The sequence below is a fragment of the Brevundimonas sp. DW-iso22 genome (assembly GCF_058725425.1).
Map to the genome: position 1 here is coordinate 104547 of NZ_JBZXEB010000007.1, position 21219 is coordinate 125765.

Genomic DNA, 21219 nt, shown 5'->3' on the forward strand with positions numbered 1-21219 from the left:
TTACGCTTGTCGCGCGTTGATGCGATCAGTGCATCCACTTGACGACTGCTGAGGAGACCGCCCTTTGGCCAATATCACCCTGGTCGACGACGACGAGAACATCGTGGCATCCGTGTCCCTGGCGCTGGAAAGCCATGGGCACAAGGTCACCGCCCACCACGACGGTGCCGCCGGGCTGGAGGCGCTTGAAACTTCGCCGCCTGACCTGGCCATACTGGACGTCAAGATGCCCCGTATGGACGGCATGGAGGTGCTGCGCCGCCTGCGCCAGACCAGCCAGATCCCGGTGATCATGCTGACCTCCAAGGACGAGGAGATCGACGAAATCCTGGGCTTCAACCTTGGTGCCGATGACTACATCCACAAACCCTTCAGCCAGCGGCTGCTGATCGAGCGGGTCAAGGCGCTGCTGCGCAGGACAGGGGCTGACGGTGGCGAGCCCGAGCCCGCAGCAGGCGAAGGCGGCTCCAAAGCCATCAAGCGCGGCAAGCTCTCTATGGACCCGGCCCGTCACGAGAGCACCTGGGAGGGCAAGCCCGTCAAGCTGACGGTCACCGAATTCCTGCTGCTCCAGGCCCTGGCCCAGCGGCCCGGTTTCGTGAAGAGCCGCGACAACCTGATGGACGCCGCCTACGACGATCAGGTCTATGTCGACGACCGCACCATCGACAGCCACGTCAAGCGGATGCGAAAGAAGTTCCGGGTGGTCGATCCCGAGTTCGACGCGATCGAGACCCTGTATGGCGTCGGATACCGCTACCGCGAAAGCTGATCCGTCCGAAAAGGACGTGTCCCCGGGTCGCCGGCGGCTTGGCCGTTTCGGCGGCTCGCGGCTGGGCGGCTTCATACTGGCTCTCAACCTGCTCAGCCTGCTCATCCTGCTGGGCGGAGCCCTGGCCCTGAATGAGTGGACGCGCGGCCTGATCGAGTCGCGCCAGCAGACCCTGACCGCCCAGGCCGAACTGCTGGCCAATGTGCTGAGCCGGCAAGGGGTGACGACGGGCGAGCCCACGCCAGCCTTCGACGCGGTGGAGGCCTCAAGGCAACTTGTCGATACATTCATCCCGAATGGGCAGCGGGCTCGGCTCTATGACCTGGACGGCCTGCTGGTAGCCGACAGCTATCTGGTGACGGAGTCCATACCGGGCTCGGCCCTGCCTGATGCGCGTCCCGCAGGCACCCCACCATCACCCGATCAGCCCGAAACTGCCGAACGCAACAGCCGCCGGGTCGAGGAGGCCCGGCGCGAACTGGCCGAAGAAGTCGATGGGGCACTGGACGGCCAGAACCAGGCCGGCGTTCGGATGAATGAATCGGGCGACCGCGTCGTTTCGGTCTCCATACCCGTCCGGCATGTGCGTCAGGTCCTGGGCGTGCTGACGTTGGAAGCGGGCGACGTTGAAGAAACCCTGGCTGCCCAGCGGCTGGCCTTGATGCCGTTCGCCCTAGTCGCCCTGGCCGTCAACATACTGGGCTCTCTGGTGCTGCACCTTTTCGTGGCCCGTCCGATCATGCGGCTGTCGGCGGCGGCCGATGCAGTGCGGCTACAGCGGGCCCGCGCGATCTCCCTGCCTGATCTGGACGGCCGCAAGGACGAGATCGGCGATCTGGCCCGCTCGCTGGAGACCATGACCGAAACCTTGTCTGACCGGATGGATGCCATCGAGGCCTTCGCTGCCGACGTCAGCCACGAGATCAAGAACCCCCTGACGTCGATCCGCTCGGCGCTGGAAACCTTGCCGCTGGTCAAGACCGATGCGCAGCGTGAGAAGCTGACAGGTCTGTTGCAGCAGGACGTGCGACGCCTCGACCGGCTGATCACCGACATTTCGAACGCCTCGCGGCTGGATGCCGAGTTGAACCGTGACAGACCTCGCGCCGTGGACCTGACCGTCCTGTTGACCGAGATCACGGGGGTCTATTCCGCCGGTCACAAACCGGGCGAGGCGCGAGTCATTTTCTCGCCGCCGTCAGAGACGGTCCGCATCACCGGCCGCGACGGGCCCCTGGGCCAGGTGTTCCGTAATCTGATCGACAATGCCCGCTCGTTCAGCCCCCCAGAAGGGCAGGTCAGGATCACGCTGCATCGCAGCCTCGACCCCGACAGACCTATCAACGTGACCATCGATGATGACGGCCCTGGCATTCCGCCCGAGAACCTGGAGACGGTGTTCGAGCGTTTCTACACCTCGCGACCGCGCGGCACGGCCTTCGGGGCCAACTCTGGCCTGGGTCTCTCCATCGTGCGCCAGATCGTCGAGGCCCATGGCGGAGAGGTGCGGGCGATGAACCGGGCTGGAGCCGATGGCACGACCGAAGGCGCGCGCTTCGAAGTTGCCCTGCCCGTTATTGCCCAACCACGACGCGGATGAGCGACCAGCCCCGTCATGCGACCACGGTGGCACTGCACAGGTCGGGTCGCGGCTGGATCGGCGTCTTGCTGACCGGGCCGTCCGGCGCGGGCAAGAGCGATCTGGCTTTGCGTCTGCTCGAGCGCGGCGCGCGTCTGATTGCAGATGACTACACCCATGTCTTTGCTGCCGGTGACGATCTGTACGCGGCCGTTCCTGAACGGATCGAAGGTCGAATGGAGGTGCGCGGGGTCGGGATCGTCAATAAGCCGACAAGGCCTTTTGTCCGGCTGGGCTTGATCGTGGACTTGACGACGGACGCCATAGACCGCTTGCCAGAGCCGCTATTCGAACGCATCGCCGGGCGCGATCTTCCGCGTATCAGGCTGAATGGATTCGAGGCCTCGGCGGTCGAAAAGGTCACAGTCTTGTCACGACGACTTTAACCCCGCGCAGACTTGGGCTATTCCGCGCGGCTTGCGGCACGTCGAAGGGCGGTCGGAATGCGGGGCGTGAGCTTGGTATACCTGTCATGATCGGCCTGGTAATCGTCACCCACGGGGGGCTGGCCTCTGAATTCCTGTCGGCCATGGAGCACGTCGTCGGCCCGCAGCGCGGCGTCGCCGCCATCTGCATCGGCCCCGAGGACGACATGGAACGTCGCCGCCGCGACATCGTCGATGCGGCCCGCGCCGTTGACGATGGCGACGGCGTCATCCTGCTGACTGACATGTTCGGCGGCACCCCATCCAACCTGGCCATCTCCGTGATGGAAGAGACCCACGCCGAGGTCATCGCCGGGCTGAACCTGCCCATGCTGATCAAGCTGGCGGGCGTGCGTGGCCGCGAGCCACTGGAAGCCTGCGTGGCCCACGCCCAGGATGCGGGGCGTAAATACATCTCTGTCGCCTCATGGGTCCTGCAGGGCGAGAAATGACCGATACCGCCGCCCAGGCCTCGGCGACCGCCAACATCTGCAACACCCGCGGCCTGCACGCGCGGGCCAGCGCCAAATTCGTGAAGACGGCGTCAGCCTTCGAATCCGACATCCGCGTCACCCGAGACGGCGTCACCGTCAACGCCTTATCGATCATGGGCCTGCTGATGCTGGGAGCCGGAAACGGCTGCACCATCGACATCGTGGCCGAGGGCGACGACGCTCAGGATGCCATCGACGCGCTGATGGATCTGGTCGCCCGCCGCTTCGACGAAGACCAGTAGAAAGCCCCGACGGTGAACCGCCGGGGCTTCTGAGGCTCAGGCGGACTTTATCGGCTCAGGGCGTCTCGGTGATCAGCAGGGTCGCCGCTGCCGTCGAACCGCCAAAGGTGCCAACCCACACATCGTAGGTGCCGCTCTGAGGGCGATTGAAGCGCACCTCGGCATCCAGGTCGCCATAGCTGTCGTCGTCACAGGACCAGGAGCCGTCTGGGCCATTGATGATCAGGGTGGTATCGACCGACGACAGCGTCCGGAACACCAAGGGCAGGCTGCCGGCACTGTAGCTCACCTCGTAGTCCGGGGCGTCACTGATCATGCCCACGCAAGCTTCCGGCAACGGGGTGTCCTCATAGGCATCGATGGACCCGCCCGCCGTGATCGAGACACGATGCGGATCAGGCGTGAAACCGTTGTTCAGACTGACCGATCCGAAGTTCGCCTTCAGACTGGCGTCCTGCGCCAGAACCACCTGTGGCGCGACAACGATCGCCGCCACAAGGGCGACTGCACCGATGATCCTGTTCATTGTAGTCGTCCCCTCAAATTCCGATGAATTAACCCTCAAGTCGTCATCGCGCCGCCAAGCTTGGCCGTCAAGTCTGGATAACGCTGTAATGGAGCATAACGCCTGGTGGAGCCGAGGGGAGTCGAACCCCTGACCTCGTCATTGCGAACGACGCGCTCTACCAACTGAGCTACGGCCCCTTTTCAGGGATGCAGGCGAGCGCGGGACATAGGGGGGTCTAGGCCGGGGTGTCAACGGGCGCAAAGCCAGCCGCATCTGCGGCGTCGGAAACCTTGGCTTGGAGGTGCATGTGCCGCTAGAAGCGGGGATTATCTTGCAGGGAGCCTTTGCGGCATGGCGGCGATCATCGGATTTGTGTTCTTCATCCTGGGGGCACTGCTTCAGCTCTTGCTGCTGGCGATCATCGTGCAGGCGATCCTGAGCTGGCTGTTCGCGTTCGACGTGATCAATCACCGCAACCGGTTCGTGGCCCAGATCGCAGACTTTCTGGACCGCATCGTCGGGCCGGTGTTGGCCCCGTTTCGCCAGATCATCCCGCCGCTGGGTGGCATAGATATCTCTCCCATCATCGTCATTTTGATCATCCGCGGTATCCAGATTTTCCTGCTGCCCGCGTCGCAGGCGGCTCTGCTGAGCCTGGTCGGAGCCTATTGATCGAAAGCGGCCTTGAGGCCACGCCTGGTCGTGATCGTGCTACGGCGCGATATCCGGTCTTGCGCGGTCTGGTCACCGTCCTAAGGTGCCGGTCCGACAGGGCCAGGGGCCTGCCAGACCGCCGGACTTCATGACCACGATAAGAACAGTCGCCATAATCGGCGCGGGCCAGATGGGTTCGGGGATCGCCCAGGCGATCGCAGCCGGTGGCTATTCGGTCGTCCTGTACGACGCCGCTCCGGAGCGCGTGCCCCAGGCCCAGGCCGCCATTGCCGCCAGCCTGGCGCGCCAGGTTGAGCGCGGCCTGATCGATGCGACTGCCGCCGATGCCGCCCAGTCGCGCATAGCCCCCGCCGGCTCCTTGGCCGAAGCGGCCAAGGCGGATCTGGTCATCGAGGCTGCGGTCGAGGACGAGGCGATCAAGAAGACCCTGCTGGCCGAACTGGTGCCCCATCTGGGGGCAGACACCCTGCTGGCCTCCAACACCTCGTCCATCTCCATCACCCGCCTGGCCTCGGCGACCGACCGGCCGGAGCGGTTCATCGGCCTGCATTTCATGAAGCCGGCCCCCGTGATGAAGCTGGTGGAGATCATCCGCGGCATCGCCACCTCGGCCGCCACCTATGAGACGGCTGTCGCCTTCGCCGAGAGCCTGGGCAAGACCACCACCAATGCCGAGGACTTCCCCGCCTTCATCGTCAACCGCATCCTGGTGCCGATGATCAACGAGGCGATCTATGTGCTGTACGAAGGCGTCGGCAATGTCTCGTCGATCGACAAGGCGTTGAAGCTGGGGGCCAACCATCCGATGGGGCCACTGGAACTGGCGGACTTCATGGGTCTGGACGTGGTACTGGCCATCATGAACGTGCTGTACGACGGCCTGGCCGACAGCAAATACCGGCCCTGCCCGTTGCTGGTGAAATATGTCGAGGCCGGGTGGCTGGGACGCAAGTCCGGGCGCGGCTTTTACGACTATTCGGGCGAGACGCCCGTGCCGACCCGCTAGGGCGAGCGGATGAGCGACGCCGCGACACCGCTGAACCTGCCCGGCCGGGAACGCGTCACCTGGCGCAAGGAGCCGCACCGCATCGTCCTGGCCGCACTGGCGGGGGCCTGCTGGCCGCCCTTGATCCTGACCCTGCCGATCTGGAGACCCGCCGCCGACAACTGGATGCCGGGGCCGGAGATGGACTGGCGCCTGCTGGTCCTGCTGATCGGTCTGGTCGCCGTGCCCGGCTTCATGCGCTTGGTGGAGCGCGAGCGTCAGCGCGACGGGCGTCCGGCGACGCGGCTGGCCGTCATCTGGCGGTTCCTGTTGTACGGCGGGCTGCTGGCGGCCGCAGTCGCAGCGGCGGCAGCGTTGATCATGTCGGTGACCGGATCGCTGGAGGCGGGAACGCCGGGACGAGCAGCGGGTGCGACCGAGACGACGTTGCTGATCTATGGCGTCGGCGGCCTGCCCATCGCCGTGCTGGTCGGCGTCAGCTATGCCCTGTGGGCCGGCTTCTGCGTGGCCTTTCTGGCCTTCCGGCCACAGCCCGAGGTGCGCGACCGCCTGGGCGTCATGGATCGCCGCAAGCGCTAGAGCCCGGCACATTACGCGGAATTCAGTTTTCGATCCCGCTGTCTGATGTAAAACGTCCTTGTCTTCATTCTCGGGGGAGCAGGACATGACAGACGCCACCATGACGGCCGCGCCATCGGCGACGACGGAGCGCATTTTCAATCTGGACATGCTGCGCGGACTGGCCGTGCTGGGCATTCTGGCGGTCAACTGTCTGGCCTTCGCCTGGCCCGGCGAGATCATATCCATGCGCGAGGCCATGCCGTTCGCCGTCGATGGGGCCAATGAGACGGCGCTGTGGGTCGAGCGAGTCTTCTTCGAGGGCAAATGGCGGACGCTGTTCTCCATGCTGTTCGGGGTGTCGATCTTTCTGGTCGGGGGCGAGCGGTCGAACGAGGAGCGGGGTGCCCATTTGCAGCGCCGCCTGCTGTGGCTGCTGGCGTTCGGCTTGGCCCACGGCGTGCTGATCTGGTCCGGCGATATCCTGCTGCACTATGCCTACTGCGGCTTCATCATGATGATGATGCGCTCTTGGTCGGCGGGGCGGCTGATCAAGGTGGGCGGCGGCGTCATTTTGGGCCTGTCGCTTCTAAGCGGGCTGACGCTTTGGGGCTGGGGGGCCATGCCCGCAGAAATGAGCGCCGAGATCCGGACGAGCATGGGCGACAGTCTGTCGCCCGCAGGCACCCTGGCCAAGATTGAGCAAGTCCGTGGGGGAGGCTATTTCCTCTACAATCTGGTGAGCTGGATTCAGTATCAGATGGCTAGCGCCATCCTGATCCCGATCACCGTGTCGCTCATGATGCTCGGGCTCGGGCTCTTCAAGTCTGGCTTTCTGTCGGGTCGGGCACCGGTCTGGACCTATGTTCTGGCGATCGGCCTCGGTGCCGCCAATCTGATCGGTCTGGGAATCCTGATGGGTCAGAATCTGGCCGCGCCGGTGGAGGCGGATCCGACGCGCGGGTTGGCCGGCCTGTTCTCAGCCTTCGCCGTCGTCATCACTGTGGGCTATGTCGCCGGGCTGGTTCTGCTGGCCAAGACGCCGGTCAAGGCTGTGCTGGCGATCTTCGCGCCGGTGGGGCGGATGGCCTTCACCAACTATCTGATGACCAGCGTGATCTTCGTGCTGCTGGCGGTCATGCCCGGCGGGCCGATGATCTTTGGCCGCGCCGAGCCCGGGACGTTGTGGATGTGGGTGGTCGGGGTGTGGGCCGTGCTGATCGTCTGGTCGCCGCTGTGGCTGTCGCAGTTCCGGATGGGGCCGTTCGAATGGGTCTGGCGCAGCCTGACCCAGGGACGGCGGCTGCCCCTGCGCAGGTCTTAGGGATGAGGGATCAGGGATGAGGGATGAGTGGAGGCACCAGTCTGCGCGTATGGGTATGCGACGATATCGCAAAAACCTCGTCCCTCTTGCCTGGTCCCTCGTCCCTATCCCCTAGAACCTCGCCTCTCGTCCCTCTAAAGACCGGGCATGACCGACCCGACCGAGACTGCCCCCGCCCGCCCCGAGGCCCGCAATCCGCGTGGATTTGCCGACCGACGCGGGCGCGACCTGATCGCCGAGCGCCGCATCGTGCGCCAGGTGTCGGAGGTCTATGAGCGCTGGGGGTTCGAGCCGCTGGATACGGGCGCGTTCGAATATGCCGACGCCCTGGGCAAATTCCTGCCCGACGCGGACCGGCCGAACGAAGGCGTCTTTGCGCTTCAGGACGACGATGATCAGTGGATGGCGCTGCGTTACGACCTGACCGCACCGCTGGCCCGGTTCGCGGCGCAGAACTGGGAGACGCTGCCAAAGCCCTTCCGCCGCTATGCCTTCGGATCGGTGTGGCGCAATGAGAAGCCCGGTCCGGGCCGGTTCCGCGAGTTCACCCAGTGCGACGCCGACACCGTCGGCTCGGACCGGCCCGAGGCCGATGCCGAAATCATCGCCATGGCGGGCGAGGGGTTGCGGGCCGCAGGCCTGGACACGGATCAGGCCGTGATCCGCGTTTCGAACCGCAAGCTGTTCGACGGTCTGTTCGAGGCGGGCGGGGTGACCGATCCGGTCCAGAAGCTGACGGCGCTGCGGGCCATCGACAAGTTCGACCGCCTGGGCTGGGAGGGGGTCGCGGCCCTGCTGGGCGAAGGGCGTCTGGACGACAGCGGCGACTATACCAAGGGGGCGCAGCTGCCACTCGGTGTGGCCACGACCATCGAGGCTTTCCTGGCGTCAGCCGGAGATGCGGGGCTGAGCCGTGCGGGCACACTAGATGCGGTCGCGAGTGCAGGCGGGCTGGGCGCGATCGGCGAGGCGGCGCTGAACGAGTTGGCGGCCATCGATCAGGCGCTGAATGCGATGAAGGTGGGCCAGGATGCGGTGCGGTTCGACCCGACCATCGTTCGCGGGCTGGAATACTATACCGGTGCGGTCTTCGAGGCCGAACTGCTGCTGGAGACCACCGACGACAAGGGCCGCGCCGTGCGCTTCGGCTCCATCGGTGGCGGCGGTCGCTATGACGATCTGGTCGCTCGTTTCACGGGCGAGCGGTTGCCGGCGACGGGGTTTTCGTTCGGGGTGTCTCGTCTGGCCTCGGCCCTGAGAGCAGCGGGGCGCGCAGACGATGCTGCGGTGCGCGGGCCGGTCGTGCTGATCGTCTTTTCCGACGCCGACATGCCGCACTATCTGGAGGCCCTGGCCGAGCTGAGGAATGCGGGCATCGCCGCCGAACTGTATCTGGGTCGGGCGGGCATGAAGGCGCAGATGAAATATGCGGACCGCCGGGGATCACCCGCCGCCGTCATCCTGGGCGGCGACGAGATCGCGGCGGGCACCGTGACCATCAAGGATCTGGACGCGGGGCGGGCCGCCGCCTCTGCCGTCGCGGGCAATGAAGCCTGGAAAGCCGAGCGTCCGGGCCAGTTGTCTGTCGAGCGGGGCCTGATGGTCGAGACGGTTCGCCGTATTGTTTCAGCAACGCTTGGAACTGCGTAAGTTATCGTCGATAACCTGCGTCTGAAGACTGGTATTGCCTGTCCAATCATTGACTTGAACGCCGATTTGTCGTCATTTGGTCGTACTCGGAAGCGCAGCGTTTCGGCGCAGCAGCTCCTGGAGGCGTTTCGGGGAGGAAACGTCCGCTCCTTAGAGAGCGAAAGAAAGCCCGCTGCGTCGTATCCCCCGCAGCGGGCTTTTTCGTGCCTGATGCCTAGCCCGGGCCGGACATGAAAAAGGCCGGAGCGTTTCCACTCCGGCCCTCATCAACTTGATCCGCCAGTCGCTACCAGATCCGGACGCGCTGGTCCGAAGGTAGGTAGTAGGCAGCGTCCGGCTCGACGTCGAACGCCGTGTACCACTCGTCCACATTGCGAACAGGACCGATGACGCGGAACTCGGCCGGACTGTGGGGATCGGTGGCGATCTGCTGCTTCAGGGCATCTTCGCGGTATTTGGACTGCCAGACCTGGGCCCAGCCGTAGAAGAAGCGCTGATCACCGGTCGTGCCGTCCAGGATCGGTGCCTCGGCTCCATTCAGCGACAGGCGATAGGCGGCCAGACCCACGGCTACACCGGCGGCGTCGCCGATGTTCTCACCCATGGTCAGTCCGCCCTGCACATTGAAGCCGGGGATGGGTTCAAACTGGTCGTACTGGGCGCCGAGGCGCGTGGTCAGGGCATCGAAATTGGCCTTGTCCTGCGGCGTCCACCAGTTGCGCAGCACGCCGTCGCCGTCGGACTTGGAGCCCTGGTCATCGAAGCCGTGGCCGATCTCGTGACCGATCACGCCGCCGATTCCGCCATAGTTGACCGCCGGGTCGGCATCCGGATCGAAGAAGGGCGGTTGAAGGATGGCGGCCGGAAAGACGATCTCGTTATTGGTGGAGTTGTAATAGGCGTTCACCGTCTGCGGGGTCATGCCCCACTCATCCTTGTCGACGGGATCGTTCAGGCGGTTCAGTTGATAGTTCCACCGGAACAGGCCGGCCCGCTCGATATTGCCGAACAGATCGTCGGGGCGGACTTCCAGATCGGAGTAGTCACGCCACTTGTTCGGGTAGCCGATCTTGACTGTGAACTTGTTCAGCTTTTCTTCTGCCGCCGCGCGGGTCTCGGCGCTCATCCAGTCGTAGGTCTCGATCCTGGCAGCCAGGGCCAGGCGCAGGTTGGCGACCAGTTCTTCCATCTTGGCCTTGGATTCGGCGGGGAAGTATTCGGCCACATACTGGCGGCCGACGGCCTCGCCCAGCATGCCCTCGGCATGGCTGATGCCGCGTTTGTCGCGGGGGCGCTGCATGGGTTGGCCCTGCAGATCGCGCGAGCGGAACTCCCACTGGGCGTCTGCAAAGCGTTTTGACAGCTGACCTGCGGCATCGTCGGTGGTGTGGAAGGCCTGCCAGGCCTGGATCGTTTCCATCGGCGTCTCGGCATAGATGGCGGCGATCAACGGCATGGCCGTGTCCTGACGCACGATCAGGCGCGGTACCTCGCCGACGCCTACAGCAGTGTAATAGTCCTGCCACGGGAAGCCGGGGGCCTCCTGGGCAAGCTGGGCGATGGTGTATTCGTTGTAGGTCTCGTCGCGGTTGCGGTTCTGGATCGGGGTCCAGTGCGCTTCGGCAATCCGGGTCTCGAAAGCGACGATGGCGGCAGCGCTTTCGACCGGGTTTTCCCAGCCGATCATCTCCAGCATGCGGGCGACATAGGCCTGATAAAGCACCTTCTTGTCGGCCCAGCGCTGCTCCAGATAGTAGTCGCGGTTGGGCAGGCCGATGCCCGACTGTCCGGTCGAGACGACATAACGGGTCGGAGCCTTCTGGTCGGTCGAGATGCCGGTGCCGAAGATCGACCCGCCGATGCGGCCCTGGGTCTGGCCCATGTAGACGGCAGCCTTGTCATGGGTGTCGGCGGCGCGGATGGCGGCCAGATACGGAGCCAACGGCTGGGCATCCAGCGCCTCGATCCGTGCCTCGTCCATATAGGCGCGATAGGCGTCGGCAATCTTCTGCTCATCCGATCCCGCAGTCAGGTCGGTGCGGGCCGCCAGGGCGTCAATCATGACCTTGACCCGGTTGTCCGACAGTTCGCGCAGCAGATTGAACGAACCGTAGGACGTGCGATCCGAAGGGATCTGCAGGCGATCCAGCGCGGCACCATTGGCGTAGCGAAAGAAGTTGTCGCCGGGGTTCACAGAGGTATCGCGCCCGGCCAGATCAAAGCCCCAGGTGCCGTATTTCGGTGTTTCCGTGCCCTGATAGCCCTGTACGGTCGCGCCGTCGGCAGGTGCCTGAAACAGTTCGAAGACGGTGCAGGCCTCGTCGATGCAGGTGTGGTTGTGACCGTCGTCACTGAAATGCTGGGCCTGGGCGGCGGCAGGAAGGAGCAGGGCACCGATCGCGGCACCAAGGAGCAGGGTTTTCATCGTCGACTTCACCGTGATTGTTCAGGGGCTTCAGTGTCGGCGCGGACCCTACGCCCCGAATTTGCCTCCGTGACCTGAATTTTTTGTCATGAATGGATTTAAAGCCTGTGCTGCAAGGGTTTCGCTTGGCCTAGCCTGCGCATCGACCGATAGTGCGCCGCAACAGGCGGGAGCATCATGGCGGGCGGGCACGGCGGCGGAGAATACAAGGACCTGGTGGTCTTTCTGGCGGCCGCAGGCGTGGTCGTGCCCCTGTTCAACCGGTTAAAGATCAGCCCGGTGCTCGGCTTCCTGGCTGCCGGCGTACTGCTGGGCCCGCAGGGCCTAGCGCGTCTGACCGACACCGTCCCGTGGCTGAGCTGGCTGACCATTTCGGACGCCGCCCAGATTCGCTCGTTGTCGGAACTGGGCGTGGCCTTCCTGCTGTTCATGATCGGGCTGGAGCTGTCTTGGGAACGGCTCAAGGCTATGCGTCGGCTGGTCTTCGGTCTGGGCCTGACCCAGGTCGCGGCCTGCACGGTCGTACTGGGCGGCATCTTCATGTTGATGGGCCAGTCGCTGGTTGCTTCAGCCGTGCTGGGCATGGGGCTGGCCTTGTCATCGACAGCGGTGGTCATGCCGGTCATGGCGGAGCGCGGGCGCGTGACCACAACCAGCGGCCGGGCGACCTTTTCCATCTTGCTGGCTCAGGATCTGGCCGTCGCGCCGATCCTGATCACGGTCACGGTTCTGGCTGCACTGGCTCAGGGTGCTGCCACGGCGGGCGGCGACTTCGATCCGGCGGTGCTGAGGCCTGCGCTTCTGACCCTGGTTCCCGCCGCCATTGGCCTGGCGTTGCTGGTCGCGCTGGGTCGGCTGGTGCTGCGCCCCATGTTCCGCTCCGTGGCGAAGGCCAAGGCCAAGGGACAGGGCCAGGAGATGTTTGTCGCGGCAAGCCTGCTGGTCGTCGTCGGCTCGGGACTGGCGGCCCAGGCTGCGGGTCTGTCGATGAGCCTGGGGGCCCTGATTGCCGGGCTGCTGCTGGCGGAAACAGAGTTCAGGCGCGAGGTCGAAATCTCGATCGAGCCGTTCAAGGGGCTGTTGCTGGGTGTCTTCTTTGTCGGGGTCGGCATCGGACTGGACCTGGATGCCGTCGCCGCCAACCCGTGGGGCGTGTTCGGCCTCGCCGCCCTGCTGACGGGGGTCAAGATTGTCCTGATCTTTGGTGCAGCCCGCTTCTGGGGACTGAACAATCGCACCGCCATAGAGACAGCGCTGGTCCTGGGTCCGGCGGGAGAGTTCGCCTTCGTCATCTTGGGTGCCGGGGTGCTGGAGGGCATCGGTTCGGCGGCCTTCACCCAGACTGCCCTGCTGGCCGCGACCATCAGCATCTTTACCATTCCGCTTATGGCCTTGATCGCCAGTCGCCTGACGAGGCGGGTAGAAGCCGCGCACCCCGAACTGCCGCCCGAGGCAACGGTGCCCGTCGACACCGAAAATCAGGTCCTGATCGTCGGATTTGGTCGCGTCGGGCGGCTGGTAGGCGAAATGCTGACCGAGCACGGACAGGCGTTTCTGGCTATCGATGCCAACCCGTCGACGGTGTCAAAGGGGCGAGCAGAAGGTGCCAATGTCTTTTATGGCGATGCCGGGCGTGAGGAGATGTTGAGGCTGTGCGGCATCGACACAGCGCGCGCGGTCATCGTCACCATGGATGCGCCAGGCAAGGTGGACGAGGTTGTCGTCGCTGCGCGCGCCCTGCGGCCCGACCTGATCCTGATTGCCCGCGCCCGCGATGATCGCCATGCGGAACGCCTCTATCGGCTGGGCGTCACAGACGCCGTGCCTGAAACCACAGAGGCCAGCCTGCAGTTGGCCGAGAACACGCTTGTCGATCTTGGCGTGCCCATGGGACTGGTCCTCGCCTCCATCCACGAGCGTCGGGACCGCTACCGAAAGCTGTTTCAGGCCGCCATGCCAGACGGACAACAACCACGGCGACCCCGCGCGCTGCGCGCGACAACCCGTCGTTGATGCGCGCCGCCTGAAAGTCGCGGCTATCCTCAGCTTAACCTTCCCGAGACGGGTTCCATTAATCTGTGCACCCCAATTTGGTCATCGTTCGGTGGTCAACAGCCGCGCTGTCCGGAAAGACGTTCGGTGCGCTGATGCGGCCGTATTCCATTCCTTCCGTCACTTCGGTGATCCTGTTTCACGCGGCGTGTGCATGATGCCGCCAGTCGAGTAACCGTTTATGCGAGATTCCGCTTTGACCTCCCCCCAGACCAACGCAGACATCGACGCCCCACGCCTCAACCGCCGTCAGGCCGCCAAGGTCCGCACGCGGGGCAAGGTTCTGGAAGCGGCCCGCACCCTGTTCGCGGAGCGCGGCTATGACGCCGCCACTATTCGCGACATCGCCAAGGGTGCCGGCATGTCGACAGGCGCGGTCTTTGCCAACTTCCAGGACAAGTCCGAACTGTTCGAGGCCGTGTTGGCCGAAAATCTTGAAGGCACACTGGAAGCTTTTCAGACTGCGGCGAAAGAGGACGGCCGCGCCAGCGACCGCCTGACGGCCGCCCTGTCGGTCGGCTATCATCGCGGCCTGGAGCACCTGCCGCTTGTTCAGGCGATCTTTGCCCGGGCCTGGTTCCAGCCGGAAGACGCCAACGAACGCCAGCGCGCCATGGCCCGCCCGTTTGTTGAAGCCGTGGCCGGCATTCTCCAGGCCGGTATCCGCGAAGGCGAATTGCGCCAGGACATTGATGTGACGCTGATGACCCGGATGATCTGGGAAATCTACATGTCCAACTACCGTCATGCCGCGTACGACGGCTGGAGCATGGAAGAGCTGACCCCGCACGTCCGCAAGCAGATGGACCTGATCCTGTCAGGTCAGCTGACCAGGCAATAGTTCGAAAGAAGGCCCGTCGGTTCGCCGGCGGGCCGTTTTCTGGGCGCTATCGCTCCCGACTTGGTCGCTCGCTGCTTGAGCGCGAGTTAGCTCGCATCCAGCGCCTCATCGCGGGCCAGGGTTAGCTCTTCCACCTCAGAGTCGCGGCCTTGACGGGATTGGCGAAGGGTCGCTGTTCGGCGCGGCTCTTGATCCATTCGCGCTTCAACTGCTGATACCATTTCGCCTGTTTGTCGGCGTCGTCGATCCAGATCAGGGCCGGATCGTAGCGCAGGCCTTCGTTCTGCAGGTTCACCATACCGCCGTCCTGTTTCAGGAAGGCCCGCACACCCTGGCGCAGGAACGGCTTGGCGATGCCGAACACCCAGTGGTCGGACCAGAATATCTGGGTGATGCGGGTTTTCGTCTCCGTGACCGGTGTCAGGCAGGTCAGGGCCAGGACCTGCTTTTCACCCACCTGAATGTGCTCCCAGCGATAGCCGGGCAGGCGAAAGGTGATCTCGGTCGCCGGAGCCCCGCCCAGAATCTTGTAGGCCCGGCTGTTGGACGAGGGGGCGTGGCGGACCATGGCAAAACCGAGGTCACGCGGCTCGAAGGCCTTCGACTTTTCATGCATCGAATGTTCGGAGCGCCACCACCATTGCTGATGCACATACGGGCCATGGGCGGGGTCCATCAGGCCGACGACGGCGTGGTCGATATGGCTGTCGAAATCCATCGCCTCGACCAGTCTGGCCTCGCCGCCGACCACGCCGGGGAAGACGGGCGGTTCGTGATCCGGCTCTGCGGGGCTGCGCGGATCGGACGTCATCCAGACGAAGATCATGCCTTGGCTCTCGCGGACCGGATAGGACCGGACACGGATGCGCTCGGGCTCATAGGCCTGATCTTCGACAAGGGAGGGAATGGCGGCGCAGACACCGTCGGGGCGGAAGCGCCAGCCGTGGTAGCAGCACTCGATCGTCTCGCCCTCGCCCGGCTTGTCGACCAGACGCCCAGCGGATAGGGGGGCGGCGCGGTGCGGGCAGATGTCGCGCATGCCATAGACCTGGCCCGCCTTCGTCCGACCGATCAGGACCGGCTCGCCCAGCAGCTCGTGCCGCTTCATGTCGCCGGGCCTCACCTCGCGCGACAGGGCGACGAAATACCAGGTGTCCAGCACGAACCCCTTGCCGAAGGCCGTAGGCGCGGGCGAAGGTCGGGCGGCGGCGGAGAGATCGGCGGTATCGGCGGGCATGGGCCCATCGTATTGGGCTTCAACGCGCTTGTCGCCTGTCAGCGTCGCGCGATAAAAAAAGCACTTTACATAATAAAGTGAAGTGGTATTGAGCGGTCATCGTCGGGAGGACAACACGCATGAACAGAGCCCTTACCTTTATCGCCGCCGCCATTCTGGCGACCGCGGCCACCCCTGCCCTGGCCCAGCACGCCGACCATGCCGGTCACGCCGGTGCCGACCACGGCCATCAGCATGCCGACTTCGAATCCGGTCGTTTCCATGTCCGCGTCGACGGGCCGGAACAACCGATCGGCGACATCATCCTGATCCCCGGCCTGTCGTCCTCGCCGGAAGTCTGGGATGGGCTGACCGAGGCGCTGAAAGATCGCTACCGCATCCACCGCATCCATGTTCAGGGCTTCGCCGGTGCCCCGGCCGAGGACAATGCTCAAGGCCTGGTGGCCACGCCCGTCGCCGCCGATCTGGCTCGCTACATTCGCCAGCAGCAACTCGACAAGCCGGTGGTCATCGGCCACTCGATGGGCGGTACCATCGCCATGATGCTGGCGGCGCGTCAGCCCGCACTGGTCGGCAAGCTGATGGTGGTGGACATGATCCCCTTCATGGGTGCCATGTTCGGCGGACCGCAGGCCACGGCCCAGAGCGTCCAGCCCATGGCCGACATGGTCGCCACCGGCATGCGTAGCTCGCCGCCCGAAGCCTGGGAGGCCCAGGCCTCCCAGACCATTGCCGGCATGATCAACACCGAGGCTGCGCGCTCCGGCCCCATCCAGGATAGTGTGACCAGCGATCAGAACGTGGCGGCGGCGTCGATGCGCGAGCTGATCACCACGGACCTGCGTCCCGAACTGTCCCGCATCACGGCTCCAACCGAGGTGCTGTACGTCAAGTTCAACGACGCCCGCATGACCGATGAAGTCACCGACGGCATTTATGCCGCCTCCTTCGCCAATCTGCCCGGCGTCACGCTGAAGCGAATCGACGACAGCGCCCACTTCATCATGCTGGACCAGCCGGAACGCTTCCTGGCCGAGGTGAACGCGTTTTTAGACTAGCCCTTCGAACGGCCATGCTTTCGGCGGAAACGGTGCTCACGATCGTGTGAAACGGGGGGCACCGTTTCCGTATGCCGCGCGACCCGCTATGACCGGGCATCGGCTTGATGAGGGTTGCAATGGCGGGTTCAGGCGCGCGTTTCGGTAATGAGTCCAGTCCTGCCCCCGACGGCCGCAAGCCGAAGCGGACCGGGTGGAAGCGCTTCTTCTACTGGAGCGCGGTTCTGGCTGTCTGGGCGCTGATTTTCCTGGTGGTCTTCTTTGCCGTCTTTGCGCGCGACCTGCCCAGCACGGCCAGCCTGTACAATGTCGATCGCCAGCCCTCAATCACCTATCTGGATCGCAACGGCGCTCTGATCGCGGTGCGCGGCACCCAGATGGCCCCGCCCGCCGATCTGGATAGCCTGCCCGACTATGTGCCCGCCGCCTTCGTGGCGATCGAGGACCGGCGCTTCTATGGCCACCCCGGCTTCGACCCCATCGGCATGAGCCGGGCCATGGTCGCCAACATCCGCGCGGGGCGCGTGGTCCAGGGCGGTTCGACCCTGACCCAGCAACTGGCCAAGAACCTGTTCCTGTCGCCCGACCAGAACATGAAGCGCAAGGTTCAGGAGCTGATGCTGGCCGTCTGGCTGGAGATGAAATTCTCCAAGAAGGAGATCCTCGCCCTCTATCTGAACCGGGTCTATTTCGGTGCCGGGGCCTATGGCATCGAGTCGGCGTCGCAGCGCTATTTCGACAAGGGGGCCAAGGATCTGACGGTCGGTGAGGCCGCGCTTCTGGCCGGTCTGCTGAAGGCTCCGTCGCGCTATTCGCCCGTGTCCGAGAGCGAGCGGGCGGCCGGGCGGGCCACGGTCGTGCTGAACGAAATGGTCGAGGCGGGCGTGATCACGGTGGAGCAGCGCGACGCCGCCGCCGCCACGCCGGTTCGGGTCTCGCGCACCCTGGCGACCCAGCACGCCCAGTATTTCGTCGACTGGCTGGATCGCCAGATCCGCGAACTGGTCGGCGAACCGACCGAGGACCTGGTGGTGGAGACCACGCTGGACCTGACGCTGCAGACCTCGGCCGAGCGGGCCGTGCGGCGCATCCTGGATCGCGACGAAGGCAAGGGCGTGGAACAGGCCGCCCTAGTCGCGCTGGACGGCGACGGGCGGGTGCGGGCCATGATCGGCGGGGCATCTTACGCCGACAGCCAGTTCAACCGCGCCACCGAGGCACGGCGCCAGGCGGGATCGGCCTTCAAGCCGTTCGTCTATCTGGCCGCGCTGGAGGCGGGCTATACGCCCGAGAGCCGCGTCGTGGATCAGCCCATCACCATCGGCAACTGGTCGCCGCGAAACTATTCCGGCAACTTCATCGGCGAGACGACCCTGGCCAATGCCGTGGCCCAGTCGACCAATACCATCGCTGCCGGTCTGGCCGACCAGATCGGGCGCGACAATGTTGCTCGCACCGCACGCCGTTTGGGGATCACCAGCCGGATCGGGCTGGAGCCGGCCATGGCCCTGGGGGCCGTTGAGGTCAGCCCGCTGGAGATGGCCCAGGCCTATGACGCCTTCGCCAATGGCGGTCGCCGCGTCAGCGCCTATGGCATCAGCCGCATCCGCACGCCGCAGGGCCGGGTGATCTATCAGCGCGACGCGCGCCAGGGGGCACCAGTACAGGCGATTTCCAACCCCTTCCTCTATTACCAGAACCAGATGCTGCGCGGCGTCGTCACATCCGGCTCGGGCCGGTCGGCGGGAATCGCGGGGCGCGATATCGCGGGCAAGACGGGCACGACCTCGGACTACAAGGACGCCTGGTTCGTCGGCTATACCGGCGGCTTCGTCACCGCCGTCTGGGTCGGCAAGGATGACAATACGGCGATGCGCGGCATCACCGGCGGCTCGTCCCCCGCCGCTATCTGGCGCGGCTTCATGGAGGCGGCTCTACCCCGTCTGAACGCTCCGGCCATTCCCGACGGCCCGGCCATGCCCGAAGGCTGGCAGCCGCCGACCCCGATCGGGCAGATGCTGGAAGAGATCGGCGATCCTTACGGCGACAATCCTCCGGCACTGGTTGATGAGGGCCTGTACGACGAGCCCTCGGCACCTCCGGCACGGAGCGATCCGTACGGACCGCGCGATCGCGAGCCTGCGGTGGTCCGTCCGACGGCCCCGCAGCCACAACGGCCCGACGAGCGTCAGCTGGAACAGCGCCAGCCCGAGCGTCGCAACGAGCCGCTGTTTTTCTAACGCCCCACGGCGTGCAGGGCCGTGCCATTGTCCTTGAGCCAGCGGCGATAAGGACGATGATCGCCGATCAGGTCGTGGACGACCGACCAGTAGGCTGGGCTGTGGTCGGCGTGGACGAGATGGGCCACCTCGTGAGCGGCCAGATAGTCGACCACCGCATGCGGAGCCATGATGACCCGCCAGCTGTAACGGATGGTGCGGTTGTGCGGACTGCAGGAGCCCCAGCGCGATTTCGGATCGGCGATGGAGATTTTCACCGCTCCCTTGCCGGCTTTGAGACCGAGCGTCTTCAGATGCACATCGGTGCGGGCCTGAAGCGTGTCGCGGGCGATGCGTTTGAACAGGTTTTCGACACGGCGGGCAAAGGCCTCGCCCTCGCCGCCGGACAGGATGACGGGGCCGTCGGCGTCCTCGGTCAGTCGGGCGGCCCCGGCACCGGGCACGGCGAGCAGCCGGGTCGGCCGGTCGAACAGAGGAAGGACCCCGCCGGAGACTATCGGCGTGCCGGGCCGGCGCTGGGCCAGGCGATCCAACATCCAGTCCGTCTTGGTGCGGGCAAAGGCCACGACCTCGCCCAGCTTGCGCTCGCTGGGCGCGATCAGGACCGCCTCGCCCGCGCGCCCGTCGATGCGGATCGACAGGCGGCGGGCGCGGGGATTGACCGACAGCCGGGCGGCGACGCCAAGCGCTTCAGGCGGCAGCCGCTGGCCGTTCCGGTACTGCACTGACCACCTCATGGGCCGCGATGAAGTCGCGGACGCGCGGATAAATGTCGTCGCGGAACCGGCGACCGTTGAATACGCCATAGTGGCCGACGTCGGGATGGACATACAGCACGCGCTGATCGTCGGTCAGGCGCGTGCACAGACCATGCGCCGCTTGGGTCTGGCCGACGCCGGAGATATCGTCCTTGGCCCCTTCGACAGTCATCAGGGCGATGTCCGTGATCTTGGTCAGATCGACCTTGCGCCCGCGATGCTCCAGCAGGCCGCGCGGCAGCAGATGCTGCTGGAAGACGATGTCGATGGTCTGAAGATAGAACTCCTCCGAGAGGTCCAGCACCGAGAGGTATTCGTCGTAGAATTCCTCGTGCTTCTCCACCCCGTCGCCGTCGCCCGAGACCAGGTCCTGGAAGTAGCGGTGGTGGGCGTCGATATGCTTGTCCTCGTTCATCGACATGAAGCTGTAGAGCTGGACGAAGCCTGGATAGACGCGTCGCCCGAACCCCGGATAGGGCCAGGGCACGGTGTGGATCATGTTCGACTTGAACCAGGCGAAGGGCTTTTCCTCGGCCAGTTCATTGGTCACCGTCGGCGACAGGCGCGCATCAATGGGCGAACCCATGAAGGTCATGGAGGCGGGCCGGTTGGGGTCGTTGTCCTCGGCCATGAGGGCGCAGGCCGCCAGGACCGGGGGCCCGGGCTGGCAAACACCGACGACGTGGGCCCGCGGGCCGATGGCGGCCAGCATCTCGCGCACGTGGTCAATGTAGTCGGAGAAGTCGAACCGCCCTTCCAGCATCGGCACCTGACGGGCGTTGGACCAGTCGGTGACATAGACGTCGTGGTCCTGAAGGAAGCCTTCGACCGTCCCGCGCAGTAGGGTGGCATAGTGGCCCGACAGGGGCGCGACGATCATCACCGACGGGGCCGCCGTCGGCTTTCCGGCGCGTTTCAGGTCGCCGATGTTGCGGGCAAACCGGATCAGCCGGCACCAGGGCGAGGACCAGACGATCTGCTGGGTCGTACGCACCGGGCGATTGTCGACGGTAATGACGTCCAGACGCCAGTCCGGCTTGCCATACCGGCGCGTCACGCTCTCGAACAGTTCGGCCGAGGCGAAGGCGGTGCGGCCGATGGCGGTGTCTGCAGCGGGGTTCAGCGGCGACGACCAGAAGGTCCGGGCCATCTGGGCCCCAATCCGGAAGGGCGAGGCGGAGGCGTAGGCGAGTTCGTGCAGCGAATACAGCATGTCGATCCTGGTCGGCGACCGCGAACGGTCACGATACGGCACAGCAGCATATAGTGTGCCGCACTGCAAAATCATTAGCGTCGATCACGCAGTTGTGGGGAG

At 65.1% G+C, this 21219-nt stretch carries 19 protein-coding genes and 1 tRNA gene; 14 read left to right on the top strand and 6 right to left on the bottom strand.

Going from position 1 to position 21219, the window contains the following annotated elements:
* Positions 1-64: 64 nt before the first annotated feature.
* From chvI to AC4PRM_RS12935, 5 genes are all read left to right on the top strand, one after another.
* The gene (gene chvI, locus AC4PRM_RS12915; RefSeq protein ID WP_373256328.1) at positions 65-772 is read left to right on the top strand and encodes a two-component response regulator ChvI; all 708 of its coding nucleotides are present in this window, start codon (positions 65-67) and stop codon (positions 770-772) included.
* Positions 741-2372, top strand: a complete 1632-nt coding sequence (chvG, locus tag AC4PRM_RS12920) for a two-component sensor histidine kinase ChvG (protein WP_487921514.1) — start codon at positions 741-743, stop codon at positions 2370-2372. Before chvI ends, chvG begins: the two co-directional genes overlap by 32 nt.
* Positions 2373-2437: 65 nt before the next feature.
* Entirely contained in the window at positions 2438-2797 is a 360-nt protein-coding gene (locus tag AC4PRM_RS12925; protein ID WP_492040181.1) for an HPr kinase/phosphorylase, read from the top strand.
* A gap of 86 nt (positions 2798-2883) precedes the next feature.
* Positions 2884-3288, top strand: coding sequence for a PTS sugar transporter subunit IIA (locus AC4PRM_RS12930; protein WP_292173642.1), 405 nt, complete (start codon positions 2884-2886; stop codon positions 3286-3288).
* Complete coding sequence (locus AC4PRM_RS12935) at positions 3285-3572, top strand: HPr family phosphocarrier protein (protein ID WP_487921512.1); 288 nt, start codon at positions 3285-3287, stop codon at positions 3570-3572. The genes AC4PRM_RS12930 and AC4PRM_RS12935 overlap by 4 nt, the downstream gene beginning before the upstream one ends.
* Positions 3573-3627: 55 nt before the next feature.
* Here AC4PRM_RS12935 and AC4PRM_RS12940 read toward each other — a convergent pair whose 3' ends face one another.
* Positions 3628-4098: a peptidase S1 gene (locus AC4PRM_RS12940; RefSeq protein ID WP_492040182.1), complete on the bottom strand. Its 471-nt coding sequence runs from the start codon at positions 4096-4098 to the stop codon at positions 3628-3630.
* A 103-nt stretch (positions 4099-4201) separates the two neighbouring features.
* A tRNA-Ala gene (locus AC4PRM_RS12945) sits at positions 4202-4277 on the bottom strand.
* Positions 4278-4431: 154 nt separating this feature from the next.
* Here AC4PRM_RS12945 and AC4PRM_RS12950 point away from each other — a divergent pair.
* The 5 genes from AC4PRM_RS12950 (at position 4432) to hisS (ending at position 9293) form a co-directional block, all read left to right on the top strand.
* The gene (locus AC4PRM_RS12950) at positions 4432-4752 is read left to right on the top strand and encodes a YggT family protein (protein ID WP_373256334.1); all 321 of its coding nucleotides are present in this window, start codon (positions 4432-4434) and stop codon (positions 4750-4752) included.
* Between the two features lie 130 nt (positions 4753-4882).
* Complete coding sequence (locus AC4PRM_RS12955) at positions 4883-5761, top strand: 3-hydroxybutyryl-CoA dehydrogenase (protein ID WP_373256335.1); 879 nt, start codon at positions 4883-4885, stop codon at positions 5759-5761.
* Positions 5762-5770: 9 nt separating this feature from the next.
* The gene (locus AC4PRM_RS12960) at positions 5771-6340 is read left to right on the top strand and encodes a phthalate transporter (protein WP_373256336.1); all 570 of its coding nucleotides are present in this window, start codon (positions 5771-5773) and stop codon (positions 6338-6340) included.
* An 85-nt stretch (positions 6341-6425) separates the two neighbouring features.
* Complete coding sequence (locus AC4PRM_RS12965; RefSeq protein ID WP_492040183.1) at positions 6426-7643, top strand: DUF418 domain-containing protein; 1218 nt, start codon at positions 6426-6428, stop codon at positions 7641-7643.
* 147 nt (positions 7644-7790) lie between these two features.
* Positions 7791-9293 carry a histidine--tRNA ligase gene (hisS, locus tag AC4PRM_RS12970; RefSeq protein ID WP_492040184.1) on the top strand — a complete coding sequence of 501 codons (1503 nt, stop codon included), beginning with the start codon at positions 7791-7793 and terminating at the stop codon, positions 9291-9293.
* Positions 9294-9579: 286 nt separating this feature from the next.
* On the opposite strand, the gene AC4PRM_RS12975 is transcribed toward hisS, so the two are convergent.
* Entirely contained in the window at positions 9580-11718 is a 2139-nt protein-coding gene (locus tag AC4PRM_RS12975) for a M13 family metallopeptidase (protein WP_492040185.1), read from the bottom strand.
* Positions 11719-11895: 177 nt separating this feature from the next.
* Here AC4PRM_RS12975 and AC4PRM_RS12980 point away from each other — a divergent pair, with 177 nt between their 5' ends.
* Positions 11896-13731: a cation:proton antiporter domain-containing protein gene (locus AC4PRM_RS12980; RefSeq protein ID WP_487921507.1), complete on the top strand. Its 1836-nt coding sequence runs from the start codon at positions 11896-11898 to the stop codon at positions 13729-13731.
* 235 nt (positions 13732-13966) lie between these two features.
* Complete coding sequence (locus AC4PRM_RS12985; protein WP_373256341.1) at positions 13967-14611, top strand: TetR/AcrR family transcriptional regulator; 645 nt, start codon at positions 13967-13969, stop codon at positions 14609-14611.
* Positions 14612-14732: 121 nt separating this feature from the next.
* Here the strand turns inward: AC4PRM_RS12985 and AC4PRM_RS12990 are convergent, their stop codons facing one another.
* Positions 14733-15848 (bottom strand): Rieske 2Fe-2S domain-containing protein, encoded by a 1116-nt coding sequence (locus AC4PRM_RS12990; protein ID WP_492040186.1) that lies wholly within the window; start codon positions 15846-15848, stop codon positions 14733-14735.
* A 119-nt stretch (positions 15849-15967) separates the two neighbouring features.
* Between AC4PRM_RS12990 and AC4PRM_RS12995 the strand changes: the two genes are divergently transcribed.
* Positions 15968-16906 carry an alpha/beta fold hydrolase gene (locus AC4PRM_RS12995; RefSeq protein ID WP_492040187.1) on the top strand — a complete coding sequence of 313 codons (939 nt, stop codon included), beginning with the start codon at positions 15968-15970 and terminating at the stop codon, positions 16904-16906.
* Between the two features lie 119 nt (positions 16907-17025).
* Positions 17026-19146, top strand: a complete 2121-nt coding sequence (locus AC4PRM_RS13000) for a transglycosylase domain-containing protein (protein WP_492040188.1) — start codon at positions 17026-17028, stop codon at positions 19144-19146.
* Here the strand turns inward: AC4PRM_RS13000 and AC4PRM_RS13005 are convergent.
* Entirely contained in the window at positions 19143-19871 is a 729-nt protein-coding gene (locus AC4PRM_RS13005) for a M48 family metallopeptidase (RefSeq protein WP_492040189.1), read from the bottom strand. The genes AC4PRM_RS13000 and AC4PRM_RS13005 overlap by 4 nt on opposite strands.
* Positions 19837-21117 carry a polyhydroxyalkanoate depolymerase gene (locus tag AC4PRM_RS13010; RefSeq protein ID WP_492040190.1) on the bottom strand — a complete coding sequence of 427 codons (1281 nt, stop codon included), beginning with the start codon at positions 21115-21117 and terminating at the stop codon, positions 19837-19839. The genes AC4PRM_RS13005 and AC4PRM_RS13010 overlap by 35 nt, the downstream gene beginning before the upstream one ends.
* Between the last annotated feature and the right edge of the window lie 102 nt (positions 21118-21219).